Raw genomic sequence first — 23337 nt, 5'->3', positions numbered from 1 at the left:
CGCCGAGCACTACCTTCGAGCCCTGCTCCGCCGCCGAGCACTACCTTCGAGCCCTGCTGCACTCGTCGACCAAGCCCCGGCCGATGCCCACAATCTGACCGACGTCGGCGGAAAGACCTACTTTCTGGTCTACGAACGAGATGCGCTGTTCTGCTTCGACGGTTCGATCCTGGCCACCGTGCCTCAGGCCCCGGCAGGAATCACGCGCATCGTCGCCGTGGGCACCGACCTGTATCTGACGGCCGAGTCCGACCGGCATCCGGGTCTCACGTCGATCCATCGCTATCGCAACGGCCGGTTCACCTTCATCGCCACAACCGAGGCCTCGCAACTGCTCCTGACCAGCTTTCGCGGACGAGCGTACTTTCGCTTACAGTCCGGCCTCTGGTACGTCAACGGCCGTGAACTGGTTCCAGTAGCCGGATCCCCGATCGACATTCTCGCCCTGACGGTGTTTGGTCAGGAACTCTATATCGTTCACCATGACTCAGAGGTGTGCGCCATCTCGAGCTACCGCGGGTCATCGTTTACCCGGCTGGACGGTGTTCCCGCCGACGGGCCGTTCGAGTTCGCCGCCCTTGATGAGGCGCTTTATATTCGCACGCGCCGTCACGTCTACGTCTGGGCGCGGTCAACCTTCAGCCTCGCATCGAACGGGCGATTCACCGGGCTGGTCGCCTACAACGGGGTGCTTTATGCCAAGGCCTACGGCACGAGCAAGCTCGGGGTGCTCGACCGCACCGGCTTCTCTGAGCTCGCGAACACCCCGCCGCTGAGTGGGGAGATCAACATCGTTCGGGGTGGTCTGTACTTTCTCGACCGCGCCGGACGGCTGCACACGCATCGCACGGCTGCCCCGCCGCTTCGCGCGTCGATTGGCTGAGCGCGCTCGCGGTTTATTTCAGGATGTTGAGCAGTTCCAGCGCGGGCACGAGCGCGTGGCTGCCGGGCAGGAACAGCCGCTGGCAGCCGTCGAGTTCGACCTGAATCGACGTGTCGAGCCGGGTGCCTGCGCGGTCCGGCCAGAGCACAGCAAACCGGGTCGGGTCGGTGCTGCACTCGGGCGCCTGCGAAGCGGATGCTGCGGCGGCGAGGAGCGCCGCCGCATCCGCTTCAAGGGTGCTCGCGCTGGCAAAGGTACCGAACTGCAGGTTCATCATTGCGCCGAGGGCGTCGTCGATCCCGGCGACGGAGTTGAGCTCGCTGAGGTCGGGGTCTTGCTGCGGATCGACCGTGTAGACGCAAACGCTCGCGCCGTCGACGCCGGCGAGGGACGGAGCCTCGGCCGGCAGCGCCGGAATCGTGGTCGGTTCAGCACCGTCGCTCATGCCGTTCGGAAAGGTCTGCAGAGCCATACCGCCAAAGAGCAGCGACTGCTCGGGCGTGCCGGCCGTCATCGCGCAGTTGGCATCGAGGGCCGCGCGCGTGACCCGCAGCACGAGCGGAAGCAGGGTCGTGTCGGTCAGATCGAGGTTGTCGAGGGCTGTATGGGCTGCCGGTTTGGTTTTGCCGCAGGCGGTGCGCGGCCAGGCCGCCCGCAGCGCCTCACCATTGGAGTTTTGCAGCCAGAGTGTCGGCACCAGCTCCATGTCGGCGGTGCAGACCTGATTGGGGCCCGCCTGGTCGCTGGGTTCGGCGAGCGCCGACAGCAGAGCGCCAAAGTCGCCCTCGAGCGTCTCGACCTGCACGGCCGACCAGCGGCCCTGCGCGTCGTCGAGGCTGCCGAAGAAGGTGCAGCGATAGGCGGCGACGGGGTCGAAGTCGGCCGGAACCCGTCCCGGATCCGGCGCGGCCGGGTGCTCGGCGGTCAGGTCGGTTTGGGTCGGAATACCCTCCTGCACGGCGATGTCGTGATTGAGGTTGGGCGCCTGACAATCGACCCCGGCAACGAGGTGCGCGACCGGAGTGTCGGTCGCGGCGGGGAAGCCGGGGAGGCCGGCGCATCCGCTGAGCAAAATGGCGAGCGTGATCGCGACTGCGCCTCCAGCTGTGCGTGCGCGGTGCGCCATAGTATTCCCCCGATTGGTTGTCGTGCACTCACGCTAGCGAACTCAGATCACTTCGCGATAACGATTCTCAGAGTTTCGGGGCTGCCGAGCGGGGCGTGTCGGGTGGAACGCGGCGCGGCGAGCGGCCGCAGCGTGCGCGGCAGCAAACGAGCGGCACCCCGTGGCGGTGGCGCGCCGACCGGGCGCGCGGGCACACAATAGAGGGGTGCCGAATTCAACGCTGTCCCTCTTCGATCTGGACCAGCCTGCAACGCACCTTGCAGCATCCGCTCTGCTGCCGGCACCGCACACTCTGCGCATCGTCGCCGACTCGACCGACCGGGTGGCCTGGCTGCGGGCGCGCAACCAGGGAATCACCGCAACGGATGTCGCGAAACTGTCGACTCCGAAATCCATTCTGAACGCGGCCCACGACAAAATGCACGGCACGAGCTTCACCGGCAACAGCTACACCGACCACGGGCGGGCCCGGGAACCGGTCATCGCCGCCTGGGTGCTGGAAAACTACGGCATTGAGCCGAGCACGAACCTGTTCCGGTCACTCGGGCACCCGCGGCATCTGGCTACACCCGACGGGGTCGGTGTGGCGACCAATGGCGATCTGCACCTGGCCGAGATCAAGACCACGAGCAAGCCGTGGCGCAGCATTCCGCGCAGTTATATGCGGCAGGTGTGGTGGCAGCAATATGTGCTCGGCGCCGACCGCACGCTGCTGGTCTGGGAAGAGCACCGGGGCTTCGTTCCGGTGGCCCCGGTGCCCGAATGTCGCTGGATCGAACGCGACGAAGACCAGATCGCCATACTGGTCGGCCTCGCCAACGCCCTGATCGACAACCTCGACGAGCAGACCCGCCGCTAGCGGTCCGCTTGGCGGGGCCTGCACGGTGAGGGGTCCTCACCGCGCACCCCTCAGGCGCACCCCTCATCGCGCATCAGCGAGCGAGCAAGTCCCTATGTTTGGTCCGGGCCCGGGCCCGGAACGTGGTGGGGCGGGCGCGATGCAGCAGAATGGGGAGCATGGCTACTGAATACGAACTGCCGGAGACCATGCGCGCCCTCATCATCGACGAGACCGGCGCCCCCGAGGTGTTGCACCTGGCCGATCGGCCGCTGCCCCGCCAGATTTCCGACGAGGTGCTCATCAAGGTCGTCGCCGCCGGCCTCAACCCGATCGACGCCAAGACCCGTGCGGGCAAGGGCGTCGCGGCCGCGATCCAGAGCTACCCGACCATTCTCGGCAACGACTTCAGTGGAATCGTCGTGCGCGCCGCGTTCGAGGCCTCGCCGCTGCAGCCCGGTGACGCGGTCTACGGCATGGGCCGGGTGCCGCGCACCGGCGGCAGCTTCGCCGAGTATGTCTCGGTCTCGAGCATGAGCGTTGCGCACAAACCGGCCAGGCTCAGCCACGCCGAAGCGGCCGCCGTTCCGATCGCGGCGTTGACCGCCTGGGGCATGGTCAAGTTGGCCGGGGCAGCTCCCGGGCAGCGGATGCTGGTGCACGCCGGCAGCGGCGGCGTCGGTCACTTCGCGGTGCAGTTTGCCCGGGTGCTGGGAGCGCACGTGACCGCGACGGCGTCGACCCGCAACCTCGACTTTCTGCGCGAGCTCGGCGCCGACGAGGTTATCGACTACAGCACGACCCGCTTCGAGGATGTTGCCCACGATCTTGACTCGGTCATCGACCTCATCGGCAACGTGCACGACAACACCGGCACCCGCTCGATCGCGGCCCTGCGCCCCGGCGGCCTGCTCGTGAACGCACCGACCGGCAGCTGGCCGACCATGGCAGCGGATGCCGCCGCCGCCGGCCGCCGCGCGACCGGTTTCAAGGTGTCCCCCGACGCTCGCACGCTCGACGAGATCTCGGCCCTACTCTCCAGCGGAACCGTGCGCGTGCACGTCGACTCCGTGTTCGAACTCGCCGACGGCGCCGCCGCGCACCGACTGCTCGAAGAGGGTCACACCCGCGGCAAGATCGTGCTCCGCGTCTCGTAACCCGAGGGCCGGGTCGTCGGCATCCGCTCCCCGTTTGTGGGTTTTTCGCCGGTCGAGCAGGCCGCCGACGACCATGAAGCAGGCATAGCCGGACAGGGCCACGGTCACCACGGGGATGATCCAGGTCCGGTTGGCCCCGGTGATCACGTTGTTGACGTAGCCGACGAAGGGTACCGCGTACCGGAGCCGACCTTGAATCTGCTCGGCCAGCACGGGGTCGTCGTCGGGCGCACTGTTCTTGTCGCCCTGCACGATGAAGGAACGCGGTCCTTCTGAGTTCGAAACGATCGAGAGGATGCGGTGCGTCACGACCTTGGCGTCGCCGGACACCATTTGATACGTAACGACGTCTCCAATGTGCAGCGCGTTGGCGTCGATCGGGCGCACGATCACGACAGTGCCGGGCGAAAGTCCCGGCTCCATCGAGCTGGTCAGCACGGTCAGCGAGGTCGCACCGGTCGCCTTGGGAATGACCACGAGCACTAGTCCGAGCCCGATGACGAGCAGCAGCACGGCAGCGCTAAGCGCGATCCCCAGAAAATGCCAGAGGCTGGGAGCGGGCGTATCGGTCGGCGCGATCGGTGCGTCAGCCGGCCGGGTCACGGTTCACGCCGGTCACGGCACCGCCGGGTGACCAGCAGCACGCCCCGGCCGAGCAGCAGGCCGCCGCCGATACTAGCCGGAACGGGCAGGTCGGCGCCGGTGCGAGACAGAGCATCCGCCCGTTGGGGCACTGACGGTTCGGCGATGGCCGGATTGAGCACGCCATCGTCGTCGCAGGCCGATGCCGCGAAGGGTCCAGCCTCGGCATCGCGCAGCGCAACGAGAACGCCGAGGTCCGCGCGCGCGTTTTGAGCGGTCAGTCCGTTCACGTTCATCATCTCGATCGTGAGCTCGACCCGCAGGGAGTCACCGGCCGCGAGCGGCTGCTCGGGCGCGAGTACCGCGCAGCCCGCGTCGGCCAGCTGCGGAACGGTCGTCACCGTCTGCGCCGCGGCGTCTTCGACGGTCAGAATGAGGTATTCCCGAAGGTCAGAGACCGTTCGATCAGCGGATGCTTGGCCCGGCTCCCGCAGGCTCACCCGCAGGCTCACGGTCCAGTCGCTCGGGTTCTGAATCCACAGGCCCGATTGCATCGAACCATCCGGAATCAACAGGCCGTACGATCCGAACAGTCCGACGTGCAGGCTGCTGGCTGCTGGCTGCTGGCTGCTGGCTGCTGGCAAAATGTTCGCCATCGCTGCTGACCAAGACGTCGGGAGCGGACTCGGCGCCCGGCACCGCCAGGGCCGGGGCGGCGGTCCCACTCACGGTCAGCAGGAACACGGCGCCCACGGCCGCTGCGATCCGGGCACAGATCAGGAACCCGGTCATGAAGTCACCTCGTCGAGGGTGAACTGCTGGTTTTCCTGGATGGGTACCGTGGTGTCGCACGTCTTCAAGGTGAGGGTGTTGCCTGACTCAAGGCACTTCGTGTCGTCCTTCACGCTGCGAATCTGAAAGGTGGCACTGCCAACGCTGATCGGGGCGAGCGTGAAGCGTTGCTTGGCTTTGTCTGCTGAGCCACTCTGCGTGCTGAGCGACAGGGGAGACGGGCCTTCCGCAGTCCACACCAGGTTCTCGTCAGCGGCGACGATTTCATACTCGGAACCGTTTCTGTCCGCAACGAAGCTGAACCGTGAGGTTGAGGCGGTCGAGCACTCCTTCGTCGCCAGCACTCGTCCCTTTTGTTGCGGAGCGGCCGCATCGACACAGGTCCCGGCGGCGGTGACGACGTGGTACCACACGCCAGGGGCCCGCGAGGCGAAGAGAGAGCGACACCGTGCCGTCGTTGCGCACGTCGACCGTGCCGACGTTGCTTGCTCCGGGATACAGCGGGGTATTCGACATCTCGAGGTCTGACGTGATGCTGAGCTCGGCGGATCCGGCCTGAATCGTGGCTGCCGGGCCGGCCGAAGCGCTCGAGTTCAACAGGGCATAGGTTCCGCCCACGGCGGCAGTGGCCAGCAAGGTCGCACCCAGAATCGCCGCACTCGCGAACAGAAACGTTCTCAAGAGATCACCGGCTTTCGCAAATCAAAAGCGGATGCTGCCTGCTGGTCGTTTCCGGGTGCCCACCGTTGGTGGGCACCCGGGCACCGATCGGTTAGATCTGGGTGAGTTTGACCGCCATGTCTTTAAGGGTGACCGAACCGAGCATCATGGTGTTCTCAGCGCCCAGCGCGCCGTTCGGGAAGGTGATCGTGGCCTCGACGGTGACGTCTTCCTCGACGATTCCCGCTCCGGGTGTGATGGTGTAATCCGTCGGGCCGGTGGTCACTGAACGCTCAGTCTGAGAGAAGTTGTCCTTGATGCCGCCATCGGGCGTCACTGTCAAAACTGCGGTCCCGATGAGGTGGACGGCCAGTGCGTCGTCGGCTTTGTAACCCGGCGTGGTGGCGTTGATGGAGCCCGCATCGAGCGTCAGCTCGGCGACGAGGTTGTCCCCCTCGGCCAGGACGTGCATTTTCTTGGTATAGACCAGCACATCGCCGGGCGAGGCCGCGAATGTTTCGAGGTTCAGGACTACATCGTTCTGGTCCGTCCAAACACCGGCAACTTCAACGCCGTCGATGGCGCTGGGAGAAACAACCAGGTTGCCGGCTTCGATCGTGCCGCCGGCCACCACTGCCGAGGAGTTCCACAGCGCAAAAGTCGTGCCGCCGCCGAGCAGGAGGGTGAGACCGGCGGCGCCGGCAATCGCGCCTTTTGGTAAACTTGTTCATGGTGAGGCCCTTAGGGTACTGGTCTGAAAACTTCGGGTGGTCGCAGGCCAGCAAGCGGCAGGCGTGGAGCAACGGCAAGAAGCCCGCTACGTCATCGCCGCGGGGTAAGCGCGACGGTGCTGCGGCCGGTCGTCCACAACCCTGGGTATTGGGCCATGAATTTTCTACAGTCCAGTGGTGTTTTCTGCGGCTGTAGCTCCATCCGCGATTCACACACTAGATGGGACAGACAAATTTGTCTCTCCTGCTCCAACCCCCAGAATGGGGAATTGAGTTTTTGCGCAAATGGCGACGATTTGGTCTGTTCGCACAAAGATTTACGCCGTTTAGCTCTATTTTCCTTAGACATACCGACGTTTCGACGTCTGGCTCCGTTGGTCGAACCTCGGCCGACGCTGGCGCGATGAACCGTTCTCCCTCCGAATTGGTCTCATCCGCGGCAGGGTACACACTGGAGTTCTCACGAGGAGAGCCCATGACTTCACTTCCCCTTGCCCCGGCAGAATCCAACGAGCACGCCGGCCCCTCGGTCGTCTGGTTTCGCGACGACCTGCGCGTCGGCGACCACCCGGCGCTGCACGCAGCCCTCGCCCGACACCGGCCGATCGTGGCCGTGTATGTGTTCGACGACGAGTCCCCCGGAGTGCGCCCGCTCGGCGGCGCCGCCCGTTGGTGGCTCCACCAGAGTCTCAGATCGCTCGGTGCAACGCTCGAGGCGCTCGGCGGCCGGCTAATTCTGCGCCGCGGCCCGGCCGCACCGATCATCACCGAAATCGCCCGTGAAACGGATGCCGCTGCCGTCTTCTGGAATCGCCGCTACGGCTCCGCAGAACGCATGATCGATACCGCGATCAAGGCCGAGCTGCGCGCCGACGGCGTCGATGCCCACAGCTTCGCGGGTTCACTCCTGTTCGAACCGTGGACCATCCAAACCGGTCAGAGCGGCTCCTACTCGGTGTTCACGCCGTTCTGGCGTGCCTGCCAGGCCGGTCCGCCGCCGCGCGCGCCCTACCCCTCCCCCGACACCGTCTCCGGGTGGTCGGGCAGCCTCGCCACCGACAGCCTCGACGATTGGGGCCTCGAGCCGAGCGCGCCCGACTGGGCCGACGGGCTGCGCGCGGCGTGGCAGCCGGGCGAGACATCCGCTCAGCAAATGCTTGGGCGCTTTCTGGCCGAATCACTCCCCCGCTATGGGGCCGAACGTGACGAACCGGCCCAGAACGCGACGTCGCGTCTGTCGCCGTACCTGCGGTGGGGGGAGATCAGCCCGCACCAGGTCTGGGCGGCCACCCAGGAGGCGCAACGCTCACTCTCCGGGCCGGCGCTCGCGAGTGCGACCCGGTTTCTCACCGAGGTCGGCTGGCGGGAGTTCGCCTACCACGTGCTGTTTCACGCCCCCGAGCTCGCGACCAAGAACCTGCGGCCCGCCTTCGACGCCTTCCCGTGGCCCGAGCTCGACCACGAAGCCGTGACCGCGTGGCAACAAGGCCGCACCGGCTTCGCCCTGGTCGATGCCGGCATGCGCGAGCTCTGGCGAACCGGAAGTATGCACAACCGGGTACGCATGGTCACCGCTTCATTCCTGATCAAGAATATGTTGGTCGACTGGCGGGTGGGCGAGCGCTGGTTCTGGGACACCCTGGTCGACGCCGATGCCGCCAGCAACCCCTTCGGCTGGCAATGGGTAGCGGGCTCCGGGGCGGATGCTGCACCCTACTTTCGCATCTTCAATCCCAATCTGCAGGCGGCCAAGTTCGACCCGCACCAGCAGTACATCCGTGCAAACGTGCCCGAATACGGCACGGATGCCTACCCAGCACCCCTGGTAGACCTCGGCGAAACCCGCCGTGCCGCCCTCGCCGCCTACGACAAGGTGAAGGCCCAGTCGGCAAGCTAGGCGACCCGAACGGCCGCGATGCCCCTGGATTCCTGGGACGGTTTCTTTTCGGGCTTCTGTTGGGGTTTCTGTTCGGATGACCCGACGTACCACATACTCAGAACGCACGTAATGAGGGAGCCGAGGACGAGCGGGTTCTGCAGGTAGACCACGAGATAGCCGAGGCGGGGAACGAAGGCGATCACTCCGCCGATGACATCGGCGGCCGGCACAGTGAAGGGGTCGATCGTGTCGTTCGCATCGCCCTTGGTGGTCACGGTGCCATCGTCGTTGATGGCCACGAGTCGGTGGGTGGTGCGTTCGTCGGCGCGTCGAAAGGCGATGACCTGGCCGACTTCGTACTGGTCGGCCTCAACAAGCACGACGCTGGCCGGCAAAATGGCGGGCGACATTGATCCGGTGCGTACGACGTAGGCCCGGTAGGGCAGGGCGCCCGTGGCCACGAGAGCCACCGGAGTGAGCACGGCGGCGAGCACGAGCAGCAGAATCACGGTGCCCTTGAATCGCTTCACGGTACGCCTTTCGAGCTCGAAATGGGGTGAGGACCGGCCCGGACGTCGCCACCCGACGGCGACATCCGAGCCGTTTCATCAAGCCTTAGTGGCCGGGTTCCTGCCCAACTTGTGTTGCGACGATCTGGTACGGCAGCCCCGCATCTGTGGGCGTGACAGGGGCTCCGTTTTGCTGCTTGACCGGGTACGGGAGCCAATCGCCGCCGCCGACCTCAGACTGGCCTACAGCTTTGGCGGCGATCATCGCGCTGAAGGAAACTTTTCCCATTGACCCGGGCGCAAGGTTTTCCTGAAGCTTGTACGCTCGCTCGAGGGGCCAGCAGCCCGACGGGTCAAATCCAGCACATCCGGCAACACCATCGCCATTGTCGTTCAGGTTCGCTGAATCAAAGAGCGCTGTGCCGTTAGCTGAAAGATGGAATTCCATGAAGGTGCCTTCGTCATTCAACGCGTGTAGCGCCTCGGCGTTATTGAAGACGACCCAGACATCCTGGGGACTCAGGCCGTTGTTCACGTAACGTTCCGAGACAGTCTGCATCTCACCGGGGAGCATATTGGTGAAGTGCAAGTCGAGGCTGTCGACGCCTGCGATCTTAATCGAGCCCTTCGTTCCATCAATGCTGCCCTGCTCGGTGTCGGTGAAGTACGCACCGGTCGGTCCCAATGCCGCGAGTGCCATGGTCAACGCAACAGCGACGCCCCCGGCCCCAATGATTGCTTTCTTGCGGTTTAACATAAGGTTCACGTCAGTCTCATCTCAAATTGTCAGTTTTGGAGTGGATAATATTTCGTTTTTACTATCCCCATCCAGAACCTTAGGACTGAGCAATGCTCATGTATGCCCCCCATTGGGTGCCGTTCTCCCCCCAATCTGGGGGCCGGAACGCCTACCGTCGATGGCAGCGCAAACCGAAAACGAAAAAGCGGGCAAATGGATGCTTCACCCCTGTGATGATGCCGGGGTGAAGCATCCATTTGCCCGCTTTCGCGAACGCCGAATGAGTTAGAAGAAGCGGGCGTACGCTCCAACCGTCAAGAAGGTCGGGAACTCGGGCTCGAGCGCCGAGGTGCGCAGCACGGTGAGGGCGTCGTCGAAGCGGTCGGTGGGGGTGCGCTCGAGGCCGTCCACGATCTCGTCGAGCACCTCTTCGACCCAGTCGGAGTCGATTCGGCGACCCTCGGCGGTGACCGAGTTCTCGTGGATCCACTGCCAGAGCTGCGAGCGGGAGATCTCCGCGGTAGCGGCGTCTTCCATCAGGTTGTCGATTGCCGCAGCACCAACGCCGCGCAGCCAGGACTCGATGTAGCGGAGCGCTATGAGGACGTTGCCGCGCACGCCGGCCTCGGTGATCTGGCCGCCGACCGAGGCGACGTCGAGTAGCTGGGCCGCCGTCACGCTCACCTCGGGGCGGGTGCGCTCGAGCTGGTTCGGCCGGTCGCCGAGCACCTTGTCGAACTCGGCCTGCGCGGTCGGGATGAGGTCGGGGTGTGCCACCCAGGAACCGTCGAAGCCATCGGTGGCCTCACGCTTCTTGTCGGCGGCAACCTGGGCGAGCGCCTGCTCGGTGACCGCCGGGTCGCGACGGTTAGGAATGAAGGCACTCATGCCGCCGATGGCGAAAGCGCCGCGGCGGTGGCAGGTGGCCACGAGCAGCTCCGTGTAGGCCCGCATGAACGGCACCGTCATGGTGATCTGCTTGCGGTCGGGAAAGACGAAGCGACTGCCACGGGCACGAAACGTCTTGATGATGCTGAAGATGTAGTCCCAACGGCCGGCGTTCAGCCCGGCGCAGTGGTCGCGCAGCTCGTAGAGAATCTCGTCCATCTCGAAGCCGGCCTGAATCGTCTCGATCAGCACGGTGGCGCGCACGGTGCCGTACTGGATTCCGAGACGCTCTTCGGCATAGGTGAAGATGTCATTCCACAGGCGGGCTTCCTTGTGGCTCTCCAGCTTGGCGAGGTAGAAGTACGGGCCGGTGCCGTTCTCGATGAGCTTCTTGGCGTTGTGGAAGAAGTACAGGCCGAAGTCGATCAGGCTGCCCGATGACTTCATGCGACGGTTGGCGGCATCAACGAAGGTCACGTGCTTCTCGACCAGGTGCCAGCCACGCGGACGCATCACGATGGTCGGCGTGGTCTTGTTCGTGATCTCGTACTTTTTGCCCTCGGGGCTCGTGTAGCTCAGCTGGCCGCGTACCTGGTCGAACAGGGTCAGCTGGCCCTCGATGACGTTGGTCCAGGTCGGGCTGGTGGCGTCTTCCTGGTCGGCGAGCCACACCTTGGCGCTCGAGTTGAGCGCGTTGATGGCCATCTTGCGGTCGGTCGGACCAGTGATCTCCACGCGGCGGTCTTCCAGACCGGGTCCGGCTCCCGCAACGCTCCAGGTTGAATCCGAACGGATGCTCTCGGTAACGCTTAGAAATTTGGGGTCGCGACCATTCGCGGCATCCACTCGAGTCTGCAGCCGGGCAGCGAGCAGGTCGTGCCGAGTGCCAGCAAAACGCTCGTGCAGCTCGGCGAGAAATTCGAGGGCGTCCGGCGTGAGGATCTCGTCGTAGCGGTCTGCGAGCGGGCCGGTCACCTCGAGGTGCGGGCGAATGGTGGCGAAGCTGCCGGTCGTGGTCTTCACCTTGTCGGTCTTGATCGGCGCGGAGGTGACCGTCTGATCAATAGTCGGGTTTGGGGTGTTCATGGTCTGGCTCCTTGCGAAAGTAGGTGAAACCGACAGGGGGCGAACCCGAATTGCTGTGCGCCCGATCTCAGGCTGAATGGTGGTGGAACGGTTTTGCTTCGGTCGAACCGATGAGCGCGAGGGTGGATGCGTTCAGTGTTCAAATCGTCGTTACTGGCCTGTGTTCATACTCTGCCGGGTCTGCACGGTACAAAACCAAAATATACCGGCAGAAGAAACCTTGTTCTTCTGATTGTGGAAACTTTTGAATCGTGTGACACTGTGTGAATGGTTCCCGCTGAAGCCCTCGCCGCCCTGTCATCCCTCGCCGTCGATGAACCCGAGCTCGACGCTCTCACCCTCGGGCGGCGCATCCGCGAGCTGCGCACCGCCCGCCGCATGACGCTCGACACCCTCGCCGCCGCCATCGACCGCGCGCCGTCGCAGGTGTCGATGATGGAGAACGGCAAGCGCGAACCGCGCCTGTCCATGCTGCGCACGATCGCCCTCGCCCTCGGTACGACCGTCGATGAATTGATGCGAACGGATGCCCCCTCCGAGCGAGCCGCACTGGAAATCTCGGTCGAACGCGCCCAGCGCGGCCCGGTGTTTCAGGCGTTGGGCCTCCCCCACATCCGTGTGAGTAAGGGGCAGAGCGACGAAACGCTGCACACCATTCTGAGCCTGCACAACGAGATCGACCGGCTCAACCGGGAACGAGCCGCGACCCCGGAGGAAGCCCGGCGGGCTAACTCGGCCCTGCGCCAGATCATGCGGCAGCAGGACAATTATTTTCCCGAGCTCGAGGCCCAGGCCCTCGAAATTCTCACCGCGGTGGGGCATTCCGGCGGCCCGGTATCGCAGCAGCTCGTCGCCGACATGGCCACCCATCTGGGCTTCTCGCTGCACTACGTGAACGATCTGCCGCACTCCACCCGGTCGGTCACGGACAAACGCAACGGGCGGATTTACCTGCCGACCAACCGCTCGGCCTCGCGGGATTCCCGCTCCCCGATCGTGCAGGCCTTCGCCAGCGAACTATGCGCACACGAGGAACCGAAAAATTATGCAGAATTTCTGCGTCAGCGGGTGGAGACGAACTATCTCACCGCCGCCATTCTGCTGCCGGAGCGTGATGCCGTACGCATGCTGACCGAAGCGAAGACCCTGCGGCGCATCTCGATGGAAGACCTGCGCGACGCCTTCGCCGTCTCCTACGAAATGGCCGCACATCGCTTCACCAACCTCGCCACCGCCAGGCTCGAAATTCCGGTGCACTTCATGAAGGTGCACGAGTCGGGCACCATCATCAAGGCCTACGAGAACGACAATGTGCGCTTTCCCAGCGATGCGCTCGGCGCGGTCGAGGGCACCACGGTTTGCCGCAGCTGGACGGCTCGCACCGTATTCGACGTTGCCGATCGTTTCAGCGCCTGGTACCAGTACACCGACATGCCAGCCGGAAGCTTCTGGTGTACCTCACGCGTCGAGAAGGCCAAGGAGGGCGAATACTCGGTGAGTGTGGGCGTTCCCTTCGCCCACGTGAAGTGGTTTCGCGGGCGTGAAACGTCAAACCGCGCCGTGTCGCTCTGCCCGGACGAGTCGTGCTGCCGCCGGGCTCCGGGCGACCTGGCCGACCGCTGGGCCGGGAAATCCTGGCCGGCCGCACGCACGCCGACCAGTCTGCTCGCCGCGCTGCCCACCGGAACATTTCCCGGCGTCGACCAGACCGAGGTCTATCAGTTTCTCGAAGCCCACTCGCCGCACTGAGCGCCACGATGACCCGGCGGCGGGGGGATTCACTGGGTCTAACTGGAAGACTACTGGGGTGTGAGCATCCGCTCAAAAAAGAAAAACAAACCGGTACGTTGTTGGCACCAGTATTAGCTAGCATTGGGTACACGTGAGGGTGCTGTCGAGTCTGGCACACGCTCACAGCCCCATGCGCCAGAGAGTTTCGGTTGTGAGCGTAAGTTCCACGTTTCAGTCCCTGCTCTCGCCCTACTGAAATGCGAGCTGACCATGTGTGATGCTCGCGCCTTTCTTCGTCGGATCAATCTCGCCCTGCGGGCAGGAATTTTGTCGGCCGAGTCGGCGCTCACGCCGCCGGACGAGTCGCTCGATCGCGCCGCGCCGACTGCACCGACCGCGGAGACCACGGCTCCGCTGCCGTCGCACTGGTTTCGCTCGGCGGCCGTGCTGGACGTGCGCGGACTGCGCGTTGCTGCGGGTTCCCGCCCCGACGCACCGCTGCTGGTCAATGGCATCTCACTTTCTATAACCCGCGGCGAAGTGATCGGGCTGGTCGGTGACGCCAATTCCGGCGCCCTCGAGGTCGCCCAGTGCATCGCCGGTCTGCTGCCGGCACCGGCGGTCATCCGTTCCGGGTCGATTCTGTTCAACGGCGGGGAACTGGTAGGGCTGCCCCCGCGACCGCGCGATCGGCCGCGGGACGCAAGGATCGCCTACCTGCCGCGCGATCCACTCGGCAGTCTCGACCACGGAGTGACCGTCGGAACGCAGCTGACCGCACCGCTGCGTTACCTCGGCCTGGCCAAGACGGCCGCCTATGAGCGTTCGCTGGCCCTGCTGGATCAGGCCGGGGTCGAGCGCCCAGAGGACACGTTCATGTCCTACCCGCACCAGCTGTCGCGCGTGGTCGCCCAGCGCGTGCACATCGCCGCTTCACTGGCGGGCAAGCCCGACCTCGTCGTGGCCGATAACCCCACAGACACCCTGGACGCGTCAGACAGCTCAGACATTTTGGACCTGCTGCGGATGTTGCAGCGCGACAACGGGCTGACGATGATCATGGTGACGAGCTCGATCAGCGTGGCGGCGCTAACCTGCCAGCGGGTCGCCGTTGTTCGATCCGGCGCAATCGTGGAATATGCCTCGGTCGCCGAACTCTTCGGCTCGCCGAAGCATCCGCATACCCGCGAACTGCTCTATGCGGAGCAGAATCAGCGGCCAGGGAGCCCCGCACTGTAGCTCCTGCGGCTGCGTCGTCTTTAATCATCCGCTGCTATATCTTTGACAAACCAGAGTTTGCATCGGCGCCGGTATTTGGTGCCTGACCAGTGAAGGATAAGCCTATGACCAGCTACGCAGTCATCAACCCGGCCACCGGGGCGACAGTCAAGACCTACGATACAATCTCGGATGCCGAGCTCACCACCGCGATCACCGCCGCAGACGACGCCCACACCTGGTCGCGCTCCGTCAGCGTCGATGAGCGCGCAGCGCTCATCCGCCGCGTGGCCGAACTGCACCGCGAGCGCCGCCAGGAGCTTGCCGAGATCATCGTGCGCGAAATGGGTAAGCCCATGGAGCAGGCCCTCGGCGAGGTCGACTTCAGCGCCGATATCTACACCTATTACGCCGACAACGCGACGGACCTGCTTAAGGACGAAGCCATCACCCTGCTCGCCGGCGAAGGTTCGGCGCTCATGCGTCGCAGCTCGCTCGGCGTGCTGCTCGGAATCATGCCGTGGAACTTTCCCTACTACCAGGTTGCCCGTTTCGCCGGACCAAACCTGATCATCGGCAACACCATCCTGCTCAAGCACGCCGAGCAGTGCCCAGAATCGGCCGCCGCGATCGCGCAGATCATGCTCGACGCCGGTTTCCCCGAGGGTGCTTACACCAACCTCTACGCTTCCCATGATCAGATCGCCACGGTCATCGCCGACAAGCGCCTGCAGGGTGTCTCGCTCACCGGTTCGGAACGCGCCGGAGCGGCGATTGCTGAGCTGGCCGGACGCAACTTGAAGAAGGTCGTGCTCGAGCTCGGCGGCTCAGACCCGTTTATCCTGCTGTCCACCGACGACCTGGATGAGACCGTCGGTGCCGCCGTGGCTGCTCGCATCGACAACAATGGCCAGGCCTGCAATGCTGCCAAGCGCTTCATCGTCATCGAGGAGCTGTACCAGCCCTTCCTCGAAAAGTTCACGGCGGCAATCAATGCCGTCGAGCTGGGCGACCCAACCAAAGACGGCACCGGACTCGGGCCGCTTTCCTCGAAAAAGGCCACCGAGACTCTGACCGAGCAGGTTGCGCGCGCGGTGGCTCAGGGTGCCACCCTCGTCACGGGCGGAACCGCTGAGGGCAACTTCTTCGCCGCAACCGTGCTCACCGACGTGTTGCCCGGGTCCGATGCCTTCCACGAAGAATTCTTCGGCCCGGTCGCACAGATCTTCAGCGTCCCCGACGAGGCCGCAGCACTAGCATTGGCCAACAACACTCCGTTCGGCCTGGGTTCCTACGTCTTCACGACCGACCCAGAGCAGGCACTGCGCGTGGCCGACGGCATTGAGGCCGGCATGGTCTTCATCAATTTGGTCGGTGCCGACGGTGCCGAGCTGCCCTTCGGTGGCGTCAAACGTTCCGGCTCGGGGCGCGAACTGGGCCGTTTCGGTGCCGACGAATTCGTCAACAAAAAGATGATCCGCATCGGCTGACCCGTCCGCTGCGGCAGCCTCTCAGCGGATGCGCGCCCCCTACGGCTGCGCGCTACGGCAGTTACCGTAGCGCGTACCCGACTGGGCGCGGCCGCGACAAGCGATGGCGGCGGGTTGCTCGCGGGGTGTCGAGTGTTGAGCTGAGGAGCAAGTGCTCCCTGCCAGCGCGACCCACGGAGAACCAACCCGGCCATCAGCATCCGTTTAAATGAAGCAGGGCCCGTCCGAAGACAGGCCCTGCTCAGTGAAGCGGATGCTTAGATGCTGTTGACATCGAGCTGGATGCCAGGACCGAAGGTGGTCGAGACGACGCCCTTCGTGATGTAACGGCCCTTGGACGAGCTCGGCTTGAGGCGAACAATCTCTTCGAGCGCTGCGGAGATGTTCTCGTTGAGCTGCTCGGCGGAGAAGGATGCCTTGCCAACGACGAAGTGCACGTTGGAGTGCTTGTCGACGCGGAATTCGATCTTTCCACCCTTGATGTCGGACACGGCCTTGGCGACGTCGGGCGTCACGGTTCCGGTCTTCGGGTTCGGCATGAGGCCACGCGGGCCGAGAACCTTTCCGAGACGACCGACCTTACCCATGAGCTCGGGGGTCGAGACGGCGGAGTCGAACGAGGTGTAACCAGCGGCTACCTTCTCGATGAGCTCGTCGCCACCGACCTCGTCGGCGCCGGCTGCGATAGCGGCTTCGGCGGCGGGGCCGGTTGCGAAGACGATGACTCGGGCGGTGCGGCCGGTGCCGTGCGGGAGGATGACGGTTCCACGAACCATCTGGTCGGCCTTGCGCGGGTCGACTCCGAGGCGGAGGGCGACCTCAACCGTGGAGTTGAACTTCGCGGAGCCGGTCTCCTTGGCGAGGGTGACGGCTTCGACGGGCGTGTAGAAGTTGTCTTCGCCGATTTTCGCGGCGGAGGCGCGATACGCCTTTGACTTGGTTGCCATGTGAAATCTCCTGTATGTACTTCAGAGTGTGGTGCGAGCCTGGCAGGCTCTTCCACTAATTGCTTAGGGTGCTCAGGCGCCGTGTGGCGCAGAAGCGAGGGGGTGTTCGCGCAGTTGTTGGTGCTAGGCGCTGACCGTGATGCCCATGGAACGGGCGGTTCCGGCGATGATCTTCGCGGCGGCGTCGATGTCGTTGGCGTTGAGGTCAACCATCTTCGCTTCAGCGATCTCGCGAACCTGAGCCTGCGTGAGGTTGGCAACCTTGACGGTGTGCGGGGTTCCGCTGCCCTTGGCGACGCCGGCAGCCTTCTTGATGAGCTCCGCTGCGGGCGGGGTCTTCAGAATGAAGGTGAACGAACGGTCGTCGTAGACGGTGATCTCAACGGGGATGACGTTGCCGCGCTGTGCTTCGGTCGCTGCGTTGTAGGCCTTGCAGAACTCCATGATGTTAACGCCGTGCTGACCCAGTGCCGGCCCGATGGGCGGTGCGGGGTTGGCTGCGCCGGCCTTGATCTGAAGCTTGATCAGACCGGTAACCTTCTTCTTCGGTGCCATTGTGTTGTCCTTCTTATTGATGTGCGAGCTGCCCCGAAGGGCTGCTCTCCCGGTGGCCCGGATGGGCCCCGGTGGTTTGGGAACCAGCGTGGATGACCCGCGCGGGTCATCCGTTCTGCCGGTAAGAGGTGCTGGTTAGAGCTTGGTGACCTGGTCGAAGCTGAGCTCGACCGGCGTCTCACGCTCGAACAGGGAAACGAGCACGATGAGCTTGCCGCTCTCCGGCTTGATCTCGCTGATCGAACCGGGCAGGCCCGCGAACGAGCCTTCCTTGATCGTGATGGTCTCGCCGATTTCGTAGTCGACCTCGGCAGCGATGACGCGCTGCGCCGACTTTCCGGGGGCGCCCCCAGCCTTGGTCGGGGCTTCGACGATTTCGACGAGTCCCTTGAGCATGCCGAAGGCCTCTTCGAAGCGCAGCGGCGTGGGGTTGTGGGCGTTGCCGACGAAGCCGGTCACACCGGGGGTGTGGCGAACAACCGACCAGCTGTCTTCGTCGAGGTCCATGCGCACGAGCACGTAGCCCGGGATGCGCACGCGGGTGACCATCTTGCGCTGGCCATTCTTGATCTCGACGACATCTTCCATGGGAACTTCGCACTGGTAGATGAAATCTTCCATCGCCATCGACTGCTTGCGGTTCTCAATGTTCGACTTCACGCGACGCTCGAAACCGGCGTAGGAGTGAATGACGTACCACTTACCCGGCAGAAAGCGCAGCTCCTTGCGGAAAGCTTCGTAGGGGTCGATCTCGGCGTCGTCTTCTGCATCTTCGGCGTTGACGAGCTTGCCTTCGTCTTCAACGGCTTCGACGGAGGCGTCGGCCTCTTCGGCGGAATCAATGTCGAGGGCGTCGTCGACAATGGCGTCAACTTCGGGATCGGCAGACTCTGCCAGGGCATCGAGAGCGGCGTCGAGGTTGACCTCAACGTCGTCGTTCTCGTCGATGACGTGCAGGGCAATCTGCTCTGCGGCCTCTACGGAGTCTTCGTCGGCCGCGAGGGTGTTGCCCTCTTGCGCCTCGTCGTCCTCGGAGGACTGCTCAGCGGCAGTGGCCCAGTCGACATCGTCGTGCTTCGTCTCAGTCACTAAATCTCAATCCTTATTTGTTCTACGTGTTCAAGTGTGTATGGGCACAGTGTGCGGGCACGGGTGCCAGTAATGCTTGGCGGTCCGATCAAAGCGGATGCCGGTGGCGCGAGTTATCCCGGCGTTCCGAAGACGTAGAGAACGGCGAGGCCGAACACCCAGTCCAGGAGCGACACGATGCCCATCATGATGACAACGAAGACGAGCACGACGCCGGTGTAACTCAGCAGCTCTTTACGAGTCGGAGTGACCACCTTGCGCAGTTCTGCGAAGACCTGCTTGATAAACAGGGACAGCCGAGCGAAAGGTCCGCGACTTGACTCGCGTGCCATTCGTGCGTTCGCGACGACTTCCTCACCGGGTTCGTCGACAACTTTTCGGGCCACCTGTTTACACCTCTCATGGTCGGCGGACTAACCACCGATGTGCAGGGCGGACAGGACTCGAACCTGCAACCTGCGGTTTTGGAGACCGCTGCTCTACCAATTGAGCCACCACCCTATGGAAGTAAATTCACCCTGCAGTTCTACGTTCTCCGGCGATTTACCACTTAGAAAAAGGCGCAGAAAAGCATGGCAGAATTCAACTACCTTGAACCAGTCTAGGTCACGGACCGGCCACTGTAAAGCTGAGACGAGTTCGCGCCGAAGTGCGATCCTTGTTCCAGTGTTAGCTTGGCACACTCTCGCGGTCGGCGGGATTGCGACCGGCGACGGGTCAGTGACCGTCCAGCCGGCCGATCAGCTTGTGCATCGCGGTCATGGCTCCCCCGAGCACGGCCGGGATGCCGCCACCGGGGTGTACCGAGGCGCCCACCCGCCAGAGCCACGGGTGCGCCCGGCTGGTATACCCGGGTCGGTGGAACGGGCCGCTCTGCCAGAGTGGATTGGTCGCGCCATACAGCGCACCCCCCGCGGAGCCCCAGCCGGCGAAGTAGCGCGGGTCGAGCACGACGTGGTCTCGAAACAGCTCGGTGATGGGCCGGTCCAGTCCCACTGCGGAGCTGACCCGGGCCATCTCGTTGGCGACCCAGGGAGTGTCGAGATCGTAGTGTCGGCCGTCGGCAGGCGCGGTGAGGAGCACGGCTACCGTCGGCCGATCGTTGGGATAGATCTCGTTCGGTCGGTAATAGTTCAGGAACGCCATGGTCTGCTCCGGAGCGACGCCGGCGTCCAGGCTGCGGTGCAGCGCGGCCGGGTCGTCGGGCAGCACCACAGAATGGGTGGCCGTCCCTGCGGGCAGGGGCGCTGCGAGTGACGCGTATACGGCCACTCCGGAGCAGGACAGCGACCGCGGTCGCGCTTTCGGCCGTCCAAGGAGCTCGTCGAGCACGCCCCGGTCAAGCCCGCTCACGATCACGTCTGCCGGGTAGGTCGCCGAAGTAGTCGACACGAGTCCGTTGCGCACAGACGTGACGGGCTCGCCCGTGTGCACCTGTGCGCCCGCGTGGAGTGCCAGCCGATGCAGCGCCAGCGGAAGCTCATTGACTCCGCCTTCGGGAACCCAGACGCCATCGGTGGCCATGATGGCCGGCATGCTCGCATACAGCGCGAGGGTCTGCCGGGGCGAAACGCCCGCGTTGAGGGTGTGGATGGCGATGACCTCACGCAGTCCGTCGGGCATCCAGGTCAAGCCATCGAGAAAGCCCCGTGTGGTCAGCCGTCTGCCGTAGAGGCGGAATACCCGGCGCACGGCCGGGAGCGACGCCGGGCTGGCTGGGTCGGCGGTGAGCATGCTCGTGACTTCGGGTCCCAACCCACCGTGCTCGCGTTCGAACCGGGTCCAGGCCGCATGCCACGGATGCCCCGGCGGCACCGGCAGGGTGACGCTGTCACCGGCATAGAAATACCGACCGACTTCGGGCAGTTTCTTCAGGGTCAGCGCGGCGACCGCCGCAGCCTCGGCGGGAGCGGACCGCCGGGCGCCGATGGCGTCGTAACGGGCAAGCAATTCCTCCCACACCGGGGGGAAGGTGACCAGAGCCGGCCCGGTATCCACGCGCTGCCCGTCGATCTCGAGGCGTCGGCTCTTTCCTCCGATCCAGTCGGATCCCTCCAGCACGGTCACCGAGTGCCCGGCGCGGGCCAGCAGGGCGGCGGCGGTCAACCCGCCAATGCCGGCACCGAGCACGACGATGCGCCGGGGAGTCGATGGCATGCGGGATCGCTTCATGGGTACATTCCTAACAGAATGGCCGCCACGACCTGGGTTCCGGCGACGGAACCCGCAACGTAGGGGAAGATGATCGAGTACCGATAAAGTCTGTGGGCCGTGGCGGGTGTTGGGTCACGCCCCAACGACCACACCAGCCAGCCAGCGATGAGGGCGTTCACCAGCGCTACCGGCCAGTTGATGAGGGCGAAACCGACGGTGGACAGTGCCCACCAGATGGCGCTCCACACCGTGGCGCCGCGCGCGCCGAGATGCACCGCAGTGGTGTGAATACGCGCAGCGCGGTCCTCGTCGATGTCCTGCACCGCGTCGTAGGTGTGTTTGGCGACGCTCCAGGCCATCAGCCCGATCGCCGCCGACCAGATCGGCTGCTCACCGACGGCGAGCGGCACGAACACCAGCGGAAAGGCATATGCGGCGTTACTCAGCGAATCCAAGTAGCGCCGAGCTTTGAAGCGCAGCGGGGGCATCGAGTAGAAGACGAAGATGACCGAGTACGCCGCGATCCAGGCCAGCGCTGCAGGCGGCAGCGTGACCATAAAAAAGACCAGGAAGGGCACGTTGGTCAGGAGGACGCCGAGCACGATCGGGCGGGTCTCCGAGCCGAGGATTCGAGCACCCTCGTGTCCACCCTTGCGGGCGTTCTGGGCATCCGTTTCTTGGTCGAAGATGTCGTTCACGCCGTAGATCAGCAGGTTGAACGGCAGGGTCACCCAGAGCAGAAGGGGCAGCACGTCCCAGCGCCATAAATCGCCGAGGAGCCACATTCCGATGACGGTCGTGCCGATGGTGTTCACCCACAGCACCGGTCGGGAGATTTGGACCAGGCGCATAAGCATTTTCTCACTCTAGCTAGCGCGGCGAGAGATCTCGCTTCGAGGCCACACGCCGCCCCGCCGAAAAGACCGTCGAGCAGCACCGCTGCCACGTCAGGACCGCAAAAGGAGCAGATCGGCCGACCCAAGAGTGCTCCCACTGACCGTCTCCCGGGATGGGATAGCTAAACTCAACTTGTGGCTCACGAACTCAAGCGAATTTCTACCCGCATCGGCTCGATCGCGGAGTCGGCGACCCTCAAGGTCGACGGCAAAGCCAAGGCGTTACAGGCGGCCGGACGGCCGGTGATCAGCTTCGCGGCGGGGGAACCCGACTTTCTGACGCCCGAGCACATCGTCGAGGCCGCTTTGGTCGCCGTGCGTGACCCGAAGAACTACCGCTACACCCCGGCAGCCGGTCTTCCCGATCTGCGCGAGGCCATTGCCGCGAAAACCCTGCGCGACAGCGGACTCGCGGTATCGCCGAGCCAGGTCGTGGTGACCAACGGTGGCAAGCAGGCCGTCTATCAGGCCTTCGCCACCCTGCTCGATCCGGGCGACGAGGTCATTGTGCCGACCCCGTACTGGACCACCTACCCCGAGGCCATCCGTCTGGCCGGTGGCGTGCAGATCGACGTATTCGCCGGCAGCGACCAGGGCTACCTGGTGACCGTCGAACAGCTCGAGGCCGCGCGCACCCCGCGCAGCAAGGTGCTGTTGTTCGTCTCACCGTCGAACCCCACCGGAGCGGTCTACTCCCCGGAGCAAACCCGAGCCATCGGTCAGTGGGCCGAGGACAACGGGCTCTGGGTCATCTCCGACGAGATCTACCAAAACCTCACCTATGACGGCGTGCGTGCTGTCTCGATCGTCGAGGCTGTTCCGGCCTTGGCCGACCGCACCATTCTGGTCAACGGGGTCGCCAAAACCTACGCCATGACCGGCTGGCGCCTGGGCTGGATGGTTGGCCCCGCTGACGCCATCAAGGCCGCGGCGAACCTGCAGTCGCATCTCTCCTCGAACGTGTCGAACATCTCGCAGCGCGCCGGCATCGCTGCGCTGAACGGCCCCCAGGAGGCTGCTGAGGCTATGCGCGTTGCCTTCGATCGCCGCCGCAAGCTCATCGTCGCCGAGCTGAACAAGATCCCCGGTGTGGTTACCCCCACCCCGCAGGGCGCCTTCTACGTCTACCCCGACGTCACCGGCCTGCTCGGCCGCTCGTGGGGCGGAGCCACACCGACGTCCTCGCTCGAACTGGCCGACCTCATCCTCGATCAGGCCGAGGTGGCGGTCGTTCCCGGTGAGGCCTTCGGACCGAGCGGGTTCCTGCGCATGTCCTACGCGCTCGGCGACGATGCCCTCCTCGAGGGAATCCAGCGCCTGCAGCGGCTGTTCGCCTAGTACGGCATCCGTCGACTGATGGATGAGGGAGACAACCATCGGAGGAGGT

At 64.6% G+C, this 23337-nt stretch carries 22 protein-coding genes, 1 tRNA gene and 1 pseudogene; 8 read left to right on the top strand and 16 right to left on the bottom strand.

Annotation, left to right across the window (positions count from 1 at the left end; all coding sequences use genetic code 11):
- Nucleotides 1-178 precede the first annotated feature (178 nt).
- The gene (locus E3T31_RS00505) at nt 179-883 is read left to right on the top strand and encodes a hypothetical protein (protein ID WP_134466995.1); all 705 of its coding nucleotides are present in this window, start codon (nt 179-181) and stop codon (nt 881-883) included.
- A gap of 13 nt (nt 884-896) precedes the next feature.
- On the opposite strand, the gene E3T31_RS00500 is transcribed toward E3T31_RS00505, so the two are convergent.
- On the bottom strand, nt 897-2009 hold the full coding sequence (locus tag E3T31_RS00500) for a hypothetical protein (protein WP_134466994.1): 1113 nt from the start codon (nt 2007-2009) through the stop codon (nt 897-899).
- Between the two features lie 271 nt (nt 2010-2280).
- Here E3T31_RS00500 and E3T31_RS00495 point away from each other — a divergent pair, with 271 nt between their 5' ends.
- On the top strand, nt 2281-2868 hold the full coding sequence (locus E3T31_RS00495) for a YqaJ viral recombinase family protein (RefSeq protein ID WP_370304156.1): 588 nt from the start codon (nt 2281-2283) through the stop codon (nt 2866-2868).
- Between the two features lie 158 nt (nt 2869-3026).
- Nucleotides 3027-4004, top strand: a complete 978-nt coding sequence (locus tag E3T31_RS00490) for an NADP-dependent oxidoreductase (protein ID WP_241977441.1) — start codon at nt 3027-3029, stop codon at nt 4002-4004.
- Between the two features lie 126 nt (nt 4005-4130).
- Here E3T31_RS00490 and E3T31_RS18085 read toward each other — a convergent pair.
- From E3T31_RS18085 to E3T31_RS00465, 5 genes and pseudogenes are all read right to left on the bottom strand, one after another.
- A pseudogene (locus E3T31_RS18085) lies at nt 4131-4517 on the bottom strand (signal peptidase I); the annotation flags it as partial.
- 86 nt (nt 4518-4603) lie between these two features.
- Nucleotides 4604-5242, bottom strand: coding sequence for a hypothetical protein (locus E3T31_RS00480; RefSeq protein ID WP_134466991.1), 639 nt, complete (start codon nt 5240-5242; stop codon nt 4604-4606).
- A 132-nt stretch (nt 5243-5374) separates the two neighbouring features.
- Nucleotides 5375-5617, bottom strand: coding sequence for a hypothetical protein (locus tag E3T31_RS00475; protein ID WP_134466990.1), 243 nt, complete (start codon nt 5615-5617; stop codon nt 5375-5377).
- A gap of 25 nt (nt 5618-5642) precedes the next feature.
- A complete protein-coding gene (locus E3T31_RS00470) occupies nt 5643-6059 on the bottom strand; it encodes a hypothetical protein (protein ID WP_134466989.1) in 417 nt (138 codons plus the stop codon).
- Nucleotides 6060-6150: 91 nt separating this feature from the next.
- Nucleotides 6151-6744, bottom strand: a complete 594-nt coding sequence (locus E3T31_RS00465) for an alternate-type signal peptide domain-containing protein (protein ID WP_134466988.1) — start codon at nt 6742-6744, stop codon at nt 6151-6153.
- Between the two features lie 500 nt (nt 6745-7244).
- Here E3T31_RS00465 and E3T31_RS00460 point away from each other — a divergent pair, with 500 nt between their 5' ends.
- Entirely contained in the window at nt 7245-8666 is a 1422-nt protein-coding gene (locus tag E3T31_RS00460; RefSeq protein WP_134466987.1) for a deoxyribodipyrimidine photo-lyase, read from the top strand.
- Here the strand turns inward: E3T31_RS00460 and E3T31_RS00455 are convergent.
- The 3 genes from E3T31_RS00455 to aceB form a co-directional block, all read right to left on the bottom strand.
- Nucleotides 8663-9178, bottom strand: a complete 516-nt coding sequence (locus E3T31_RS00455; RefSeq protein WP_134466986.1) for a signal peptidase I — start codon at nt 9176-9178, stop codon at nt 8663-8665. The two genes, E3T31_RS00460 and E3T31_RS00455, sit on opposite strands and share 4 nt — an antisense overlap.
- Nucleotides 9179-9263: 85 nt before the next feature.
- A complete protein-coding gene (locus E3T31_RS00450; RefSeq protein WP_134466985.1) occupies nt 9264-9923 on the bottom strand; it encodes a hypothetical protein in 660 nt (219 codons plus the stop codon).
- A 258-nt stretch (nt 9924-10181) separates the two neighbouring features.
- A complete protein-coding gene (gene aceB / locus E3T31_RS00445; RefSeq protein ID WP_134466984.1) occupies nt 10182-11870 on the bottom strand; it encodes a malate synthase A in 1689 nt (562 codons plus the stop codon).
- A gap of 267 nt (nt 11871-12137) precedes the next feature.
- On the opposite strand from aceB, the gene E3T31_RS00440 reads away from it, so the two are divergent.
- From E3T31_RS00440 to E3T31_RS00430, 3 genes are all read left to right on the top strand, one after another.
- Nucleotides 12138-13619 carry a helix-turn-helix transcriptional regulator gene (locus E3T31_RS00440; RefSeq protein WP_134466983.1) on the top strand — a complete coding sequence of 494 codons (1482 nt, stop codon included), beginning with the start codon at nt 12138-12140 and terminating at the stop codon, nt 13617-13619.
- A 252-nt stretch (nt 13620-13871) separates the two neighbouring features.
- A complete protein-coding gene (locus tag E3T31_RS00435) occupies nt 13872-14840 on the top strand; it encodes an ATP-binding cassette domain-containing protein (RefSeq protein WP_134466982.1) in 969 nt (322 codons plus the stop codon).
- Nucleotides 14841-14944: 104 nt separating this feature from the next.
- Nucleotides 14945-16309: an NAD-dependent succinate-semialdehyde dehydrogenase gene (locus tag E3T31_RS00430; RefSeq protein ID WP_134466981.1), complete on the top strand. Its 1365-nt coding sequence runs from the start codon at nt 14945-14947 to the stop codon at nt 16307-16309.
- A 257-nt stretch (nt 16310-16566) separates the two neighbouring features.
- Here E3T31_RS00430 and rplA read toward each other — a convergent pair whose 3' ends face one another.
- The 7 genes from rplA to E3T31_RS00395 all read right to left on the bottom strand — a co-directional run bounded on the left by rplA (nt 16567) and on the right by E3T31_RS00395 (nt 21911).
- Entirely contained in the window at nt 16567-17256 is a 690-nt protein-coding gene (gene rplA / locus E3T31_RS00425) for a 50S ribosomal protein L1 (protein WP_092448383.1), read from the bottom strand.
- Between the two features lie 123 nt (nt 17257-17379).
- On the bottom strand, nt 17380-17811 hold the full coding sequence (gene rplK / locus E3T31_RS00420) for a 50S ribosomal protein L11 (RefSeq protein ID WP_092106326.1): 432 nt from the start codon (nt 17809-17811) through the stop codon (nt 17380-17382).
- Between the two features lie 135 nt (nt 17812-17946).
- The gene (nusG, locus tag E3T31_RS00415) at nt 17947-18900 is read right to left on the bottom strand and encodes a transcription termination/antitermination protein NusG (RefSeq protein ID WP_134466980.1); all 954 of its coding nucleotides are present in this window, start codon (nt 18898-18900) and stop codon (nt 17947-17949) included.
- A gap of 113 nt (nt 18901-19013) precedes the next feature.
- Nucleotides 19014-19286, bottom strand: a complete 273-nt coding sequence (gene secE / locus E3T31_RS00410; RefSeq protein WP_134466979.1) for a preprotein translocase subunit SecE — start codon at nt 19284-19286, stop codon at nt 19014-19016.
- A 42-nt stretch (nt 19287-19328) separates the two neighbouring features.
- A tRNA-Trp gene (locus E3T31_RS00405) sits at nt 19329-19401 on the bottom strand.
- Between the two features lie 216 nt (nt 19402-19617).
- Entirely contained in the window at nt 19618-21072 is a 1455-nt protein-coding gene (locus E3T31_RS00400; protein WP_241977440.1) for an NAD(P)/FAD-dependent oxidoreductase, read from the bottom strand.
- Nucleotides 21069-21911: a UbiA family prenyltransferase gene (locus E3T31_RS00395; RefSeq protein WP_134466978.1), complete on the bottom strand. Its 843-nt coding sequence runs from the start codon at nt 21909-21911 to the stop codon at nt 21069-21071. Before E3T31_RS00395 ends, E3T31_RS00400 begins: the two co-directional genes overlap by 4 nt.
- 174 nt (nt 21912-22085) lie before the next feature.
- Between E3T31_RS00395 and E3T31_RS00390 the strand changes: the two genes are divergently transcribed.
- Complete coding sequence (locus E3T31_RS00390) at nt 22086-23288, top strand: pyridoxal phosphate-dependent aminotransferase (protein ID WP_134466977.1); 1203 nt, start codon at nt 22086-22088, stop codon at nt 23286-23288.
- Nucleotides 23289-23337: the final 49 nt, after the last annotated feature.

The sequence above is a fragment of the Cryobacterium sp. TMS1-13-1 genome (assembly GCF_004403125.1).
GTDB classification, from domain to species: Bacteria; Actinomycetota; Actinomycetes; order Actinomycetales; family Microbacteriaceae; genus Cryobacterium; species Cryobacterium levicorallinum.
This window is presented reverse-complemented; position numbering and strand designations above follow the sequence as displayed.

Bases quoted from the DNA above. Each gene is read 5' to 3' on its own strand.
- E3T31_RS00500 (WP_134466994.1), bottom strand. From the start codon at position 2,009: ATGGCGCACCGCGCACGCACAGCTGGAGGCGCAGTCGCGATCACGCTC.
- E3T31_RS00490 (WP_241977441.1), top strand. From the start codon at position 3,027: ATGGCTACTGAATACGAACTGCCGGAGACCATGCGCGCCCTCATCATC.
- E3T31_RS00480 (WP_134466991.1), bottom strand. From the start codon at position 5,242: ATGGCGAACATTTTGCCAGCAGCCAGCAGCCAGCAGCCAGCAGCCAGC.
- E3T31_RS00460 (WP_134466987.1), top strand. From the start codon at position 7,245: ATGACTTCACTTCCCCTTGCCCCGGCAGAATCCAACGAGCACGCCGGC.
- aceB (WP_134466984.1), bottom strand. From the start codon at position 11,870: ATGAACACCCCAAACCCGACTATTGATCAGACGGTCACCTCCGCGCCG.
- E3T31_RS00440 (WP_134466983.1), top strand. From the start codon at position 12,138: ATGGTTCCCGCTGAAGCCCTCGCCGCCCTGTCATCCCTCGCCGTCGAT.
- E3T31_RS00435 (WP_134466982.1), top strand. From the start codon at position 13,872: ATGTGTGATGCTCGCGCCTTTCTTCGTCGGATCAATCTCGCCCTGCGG.
- E3T31_RS00430 (WP_134466981.1), top strand. From the start codon at position 14,945: ATGACCAGCTACGCAGTCATCAACCCGGCCACCGGGGCGACAGTCAAG.
- rplA (WP_092448383.1), bottom strand. From the start codon at position 17,256: ATGGCAACCAAGTCAAAGGCGTATCGCGCCTCCGCCGCGAAAATCGGC.
- rplK (WP_092106326.1), bottom strand. From the start codon at position 17,811: ATGGCACCGAAGAAGAAGGTTACCGGTCTGATCAAGCTTCAGATCAAG.
- E3T31_RS00400 (WP_241977440.1), bottom strand. From the start codon at position 21,072: ATGAAGCGATCCCGCATGCCATCGACTCCCCGGCGCATCGTCGTGCTC.
- E3T31_RS00395 (WP_134466978.1), bottom strand. From the start codon at position 21,911: ATGCTTATGCGCCTGGTCCAAATCTCCCGACCGGTGCTGTGGGTGAAC.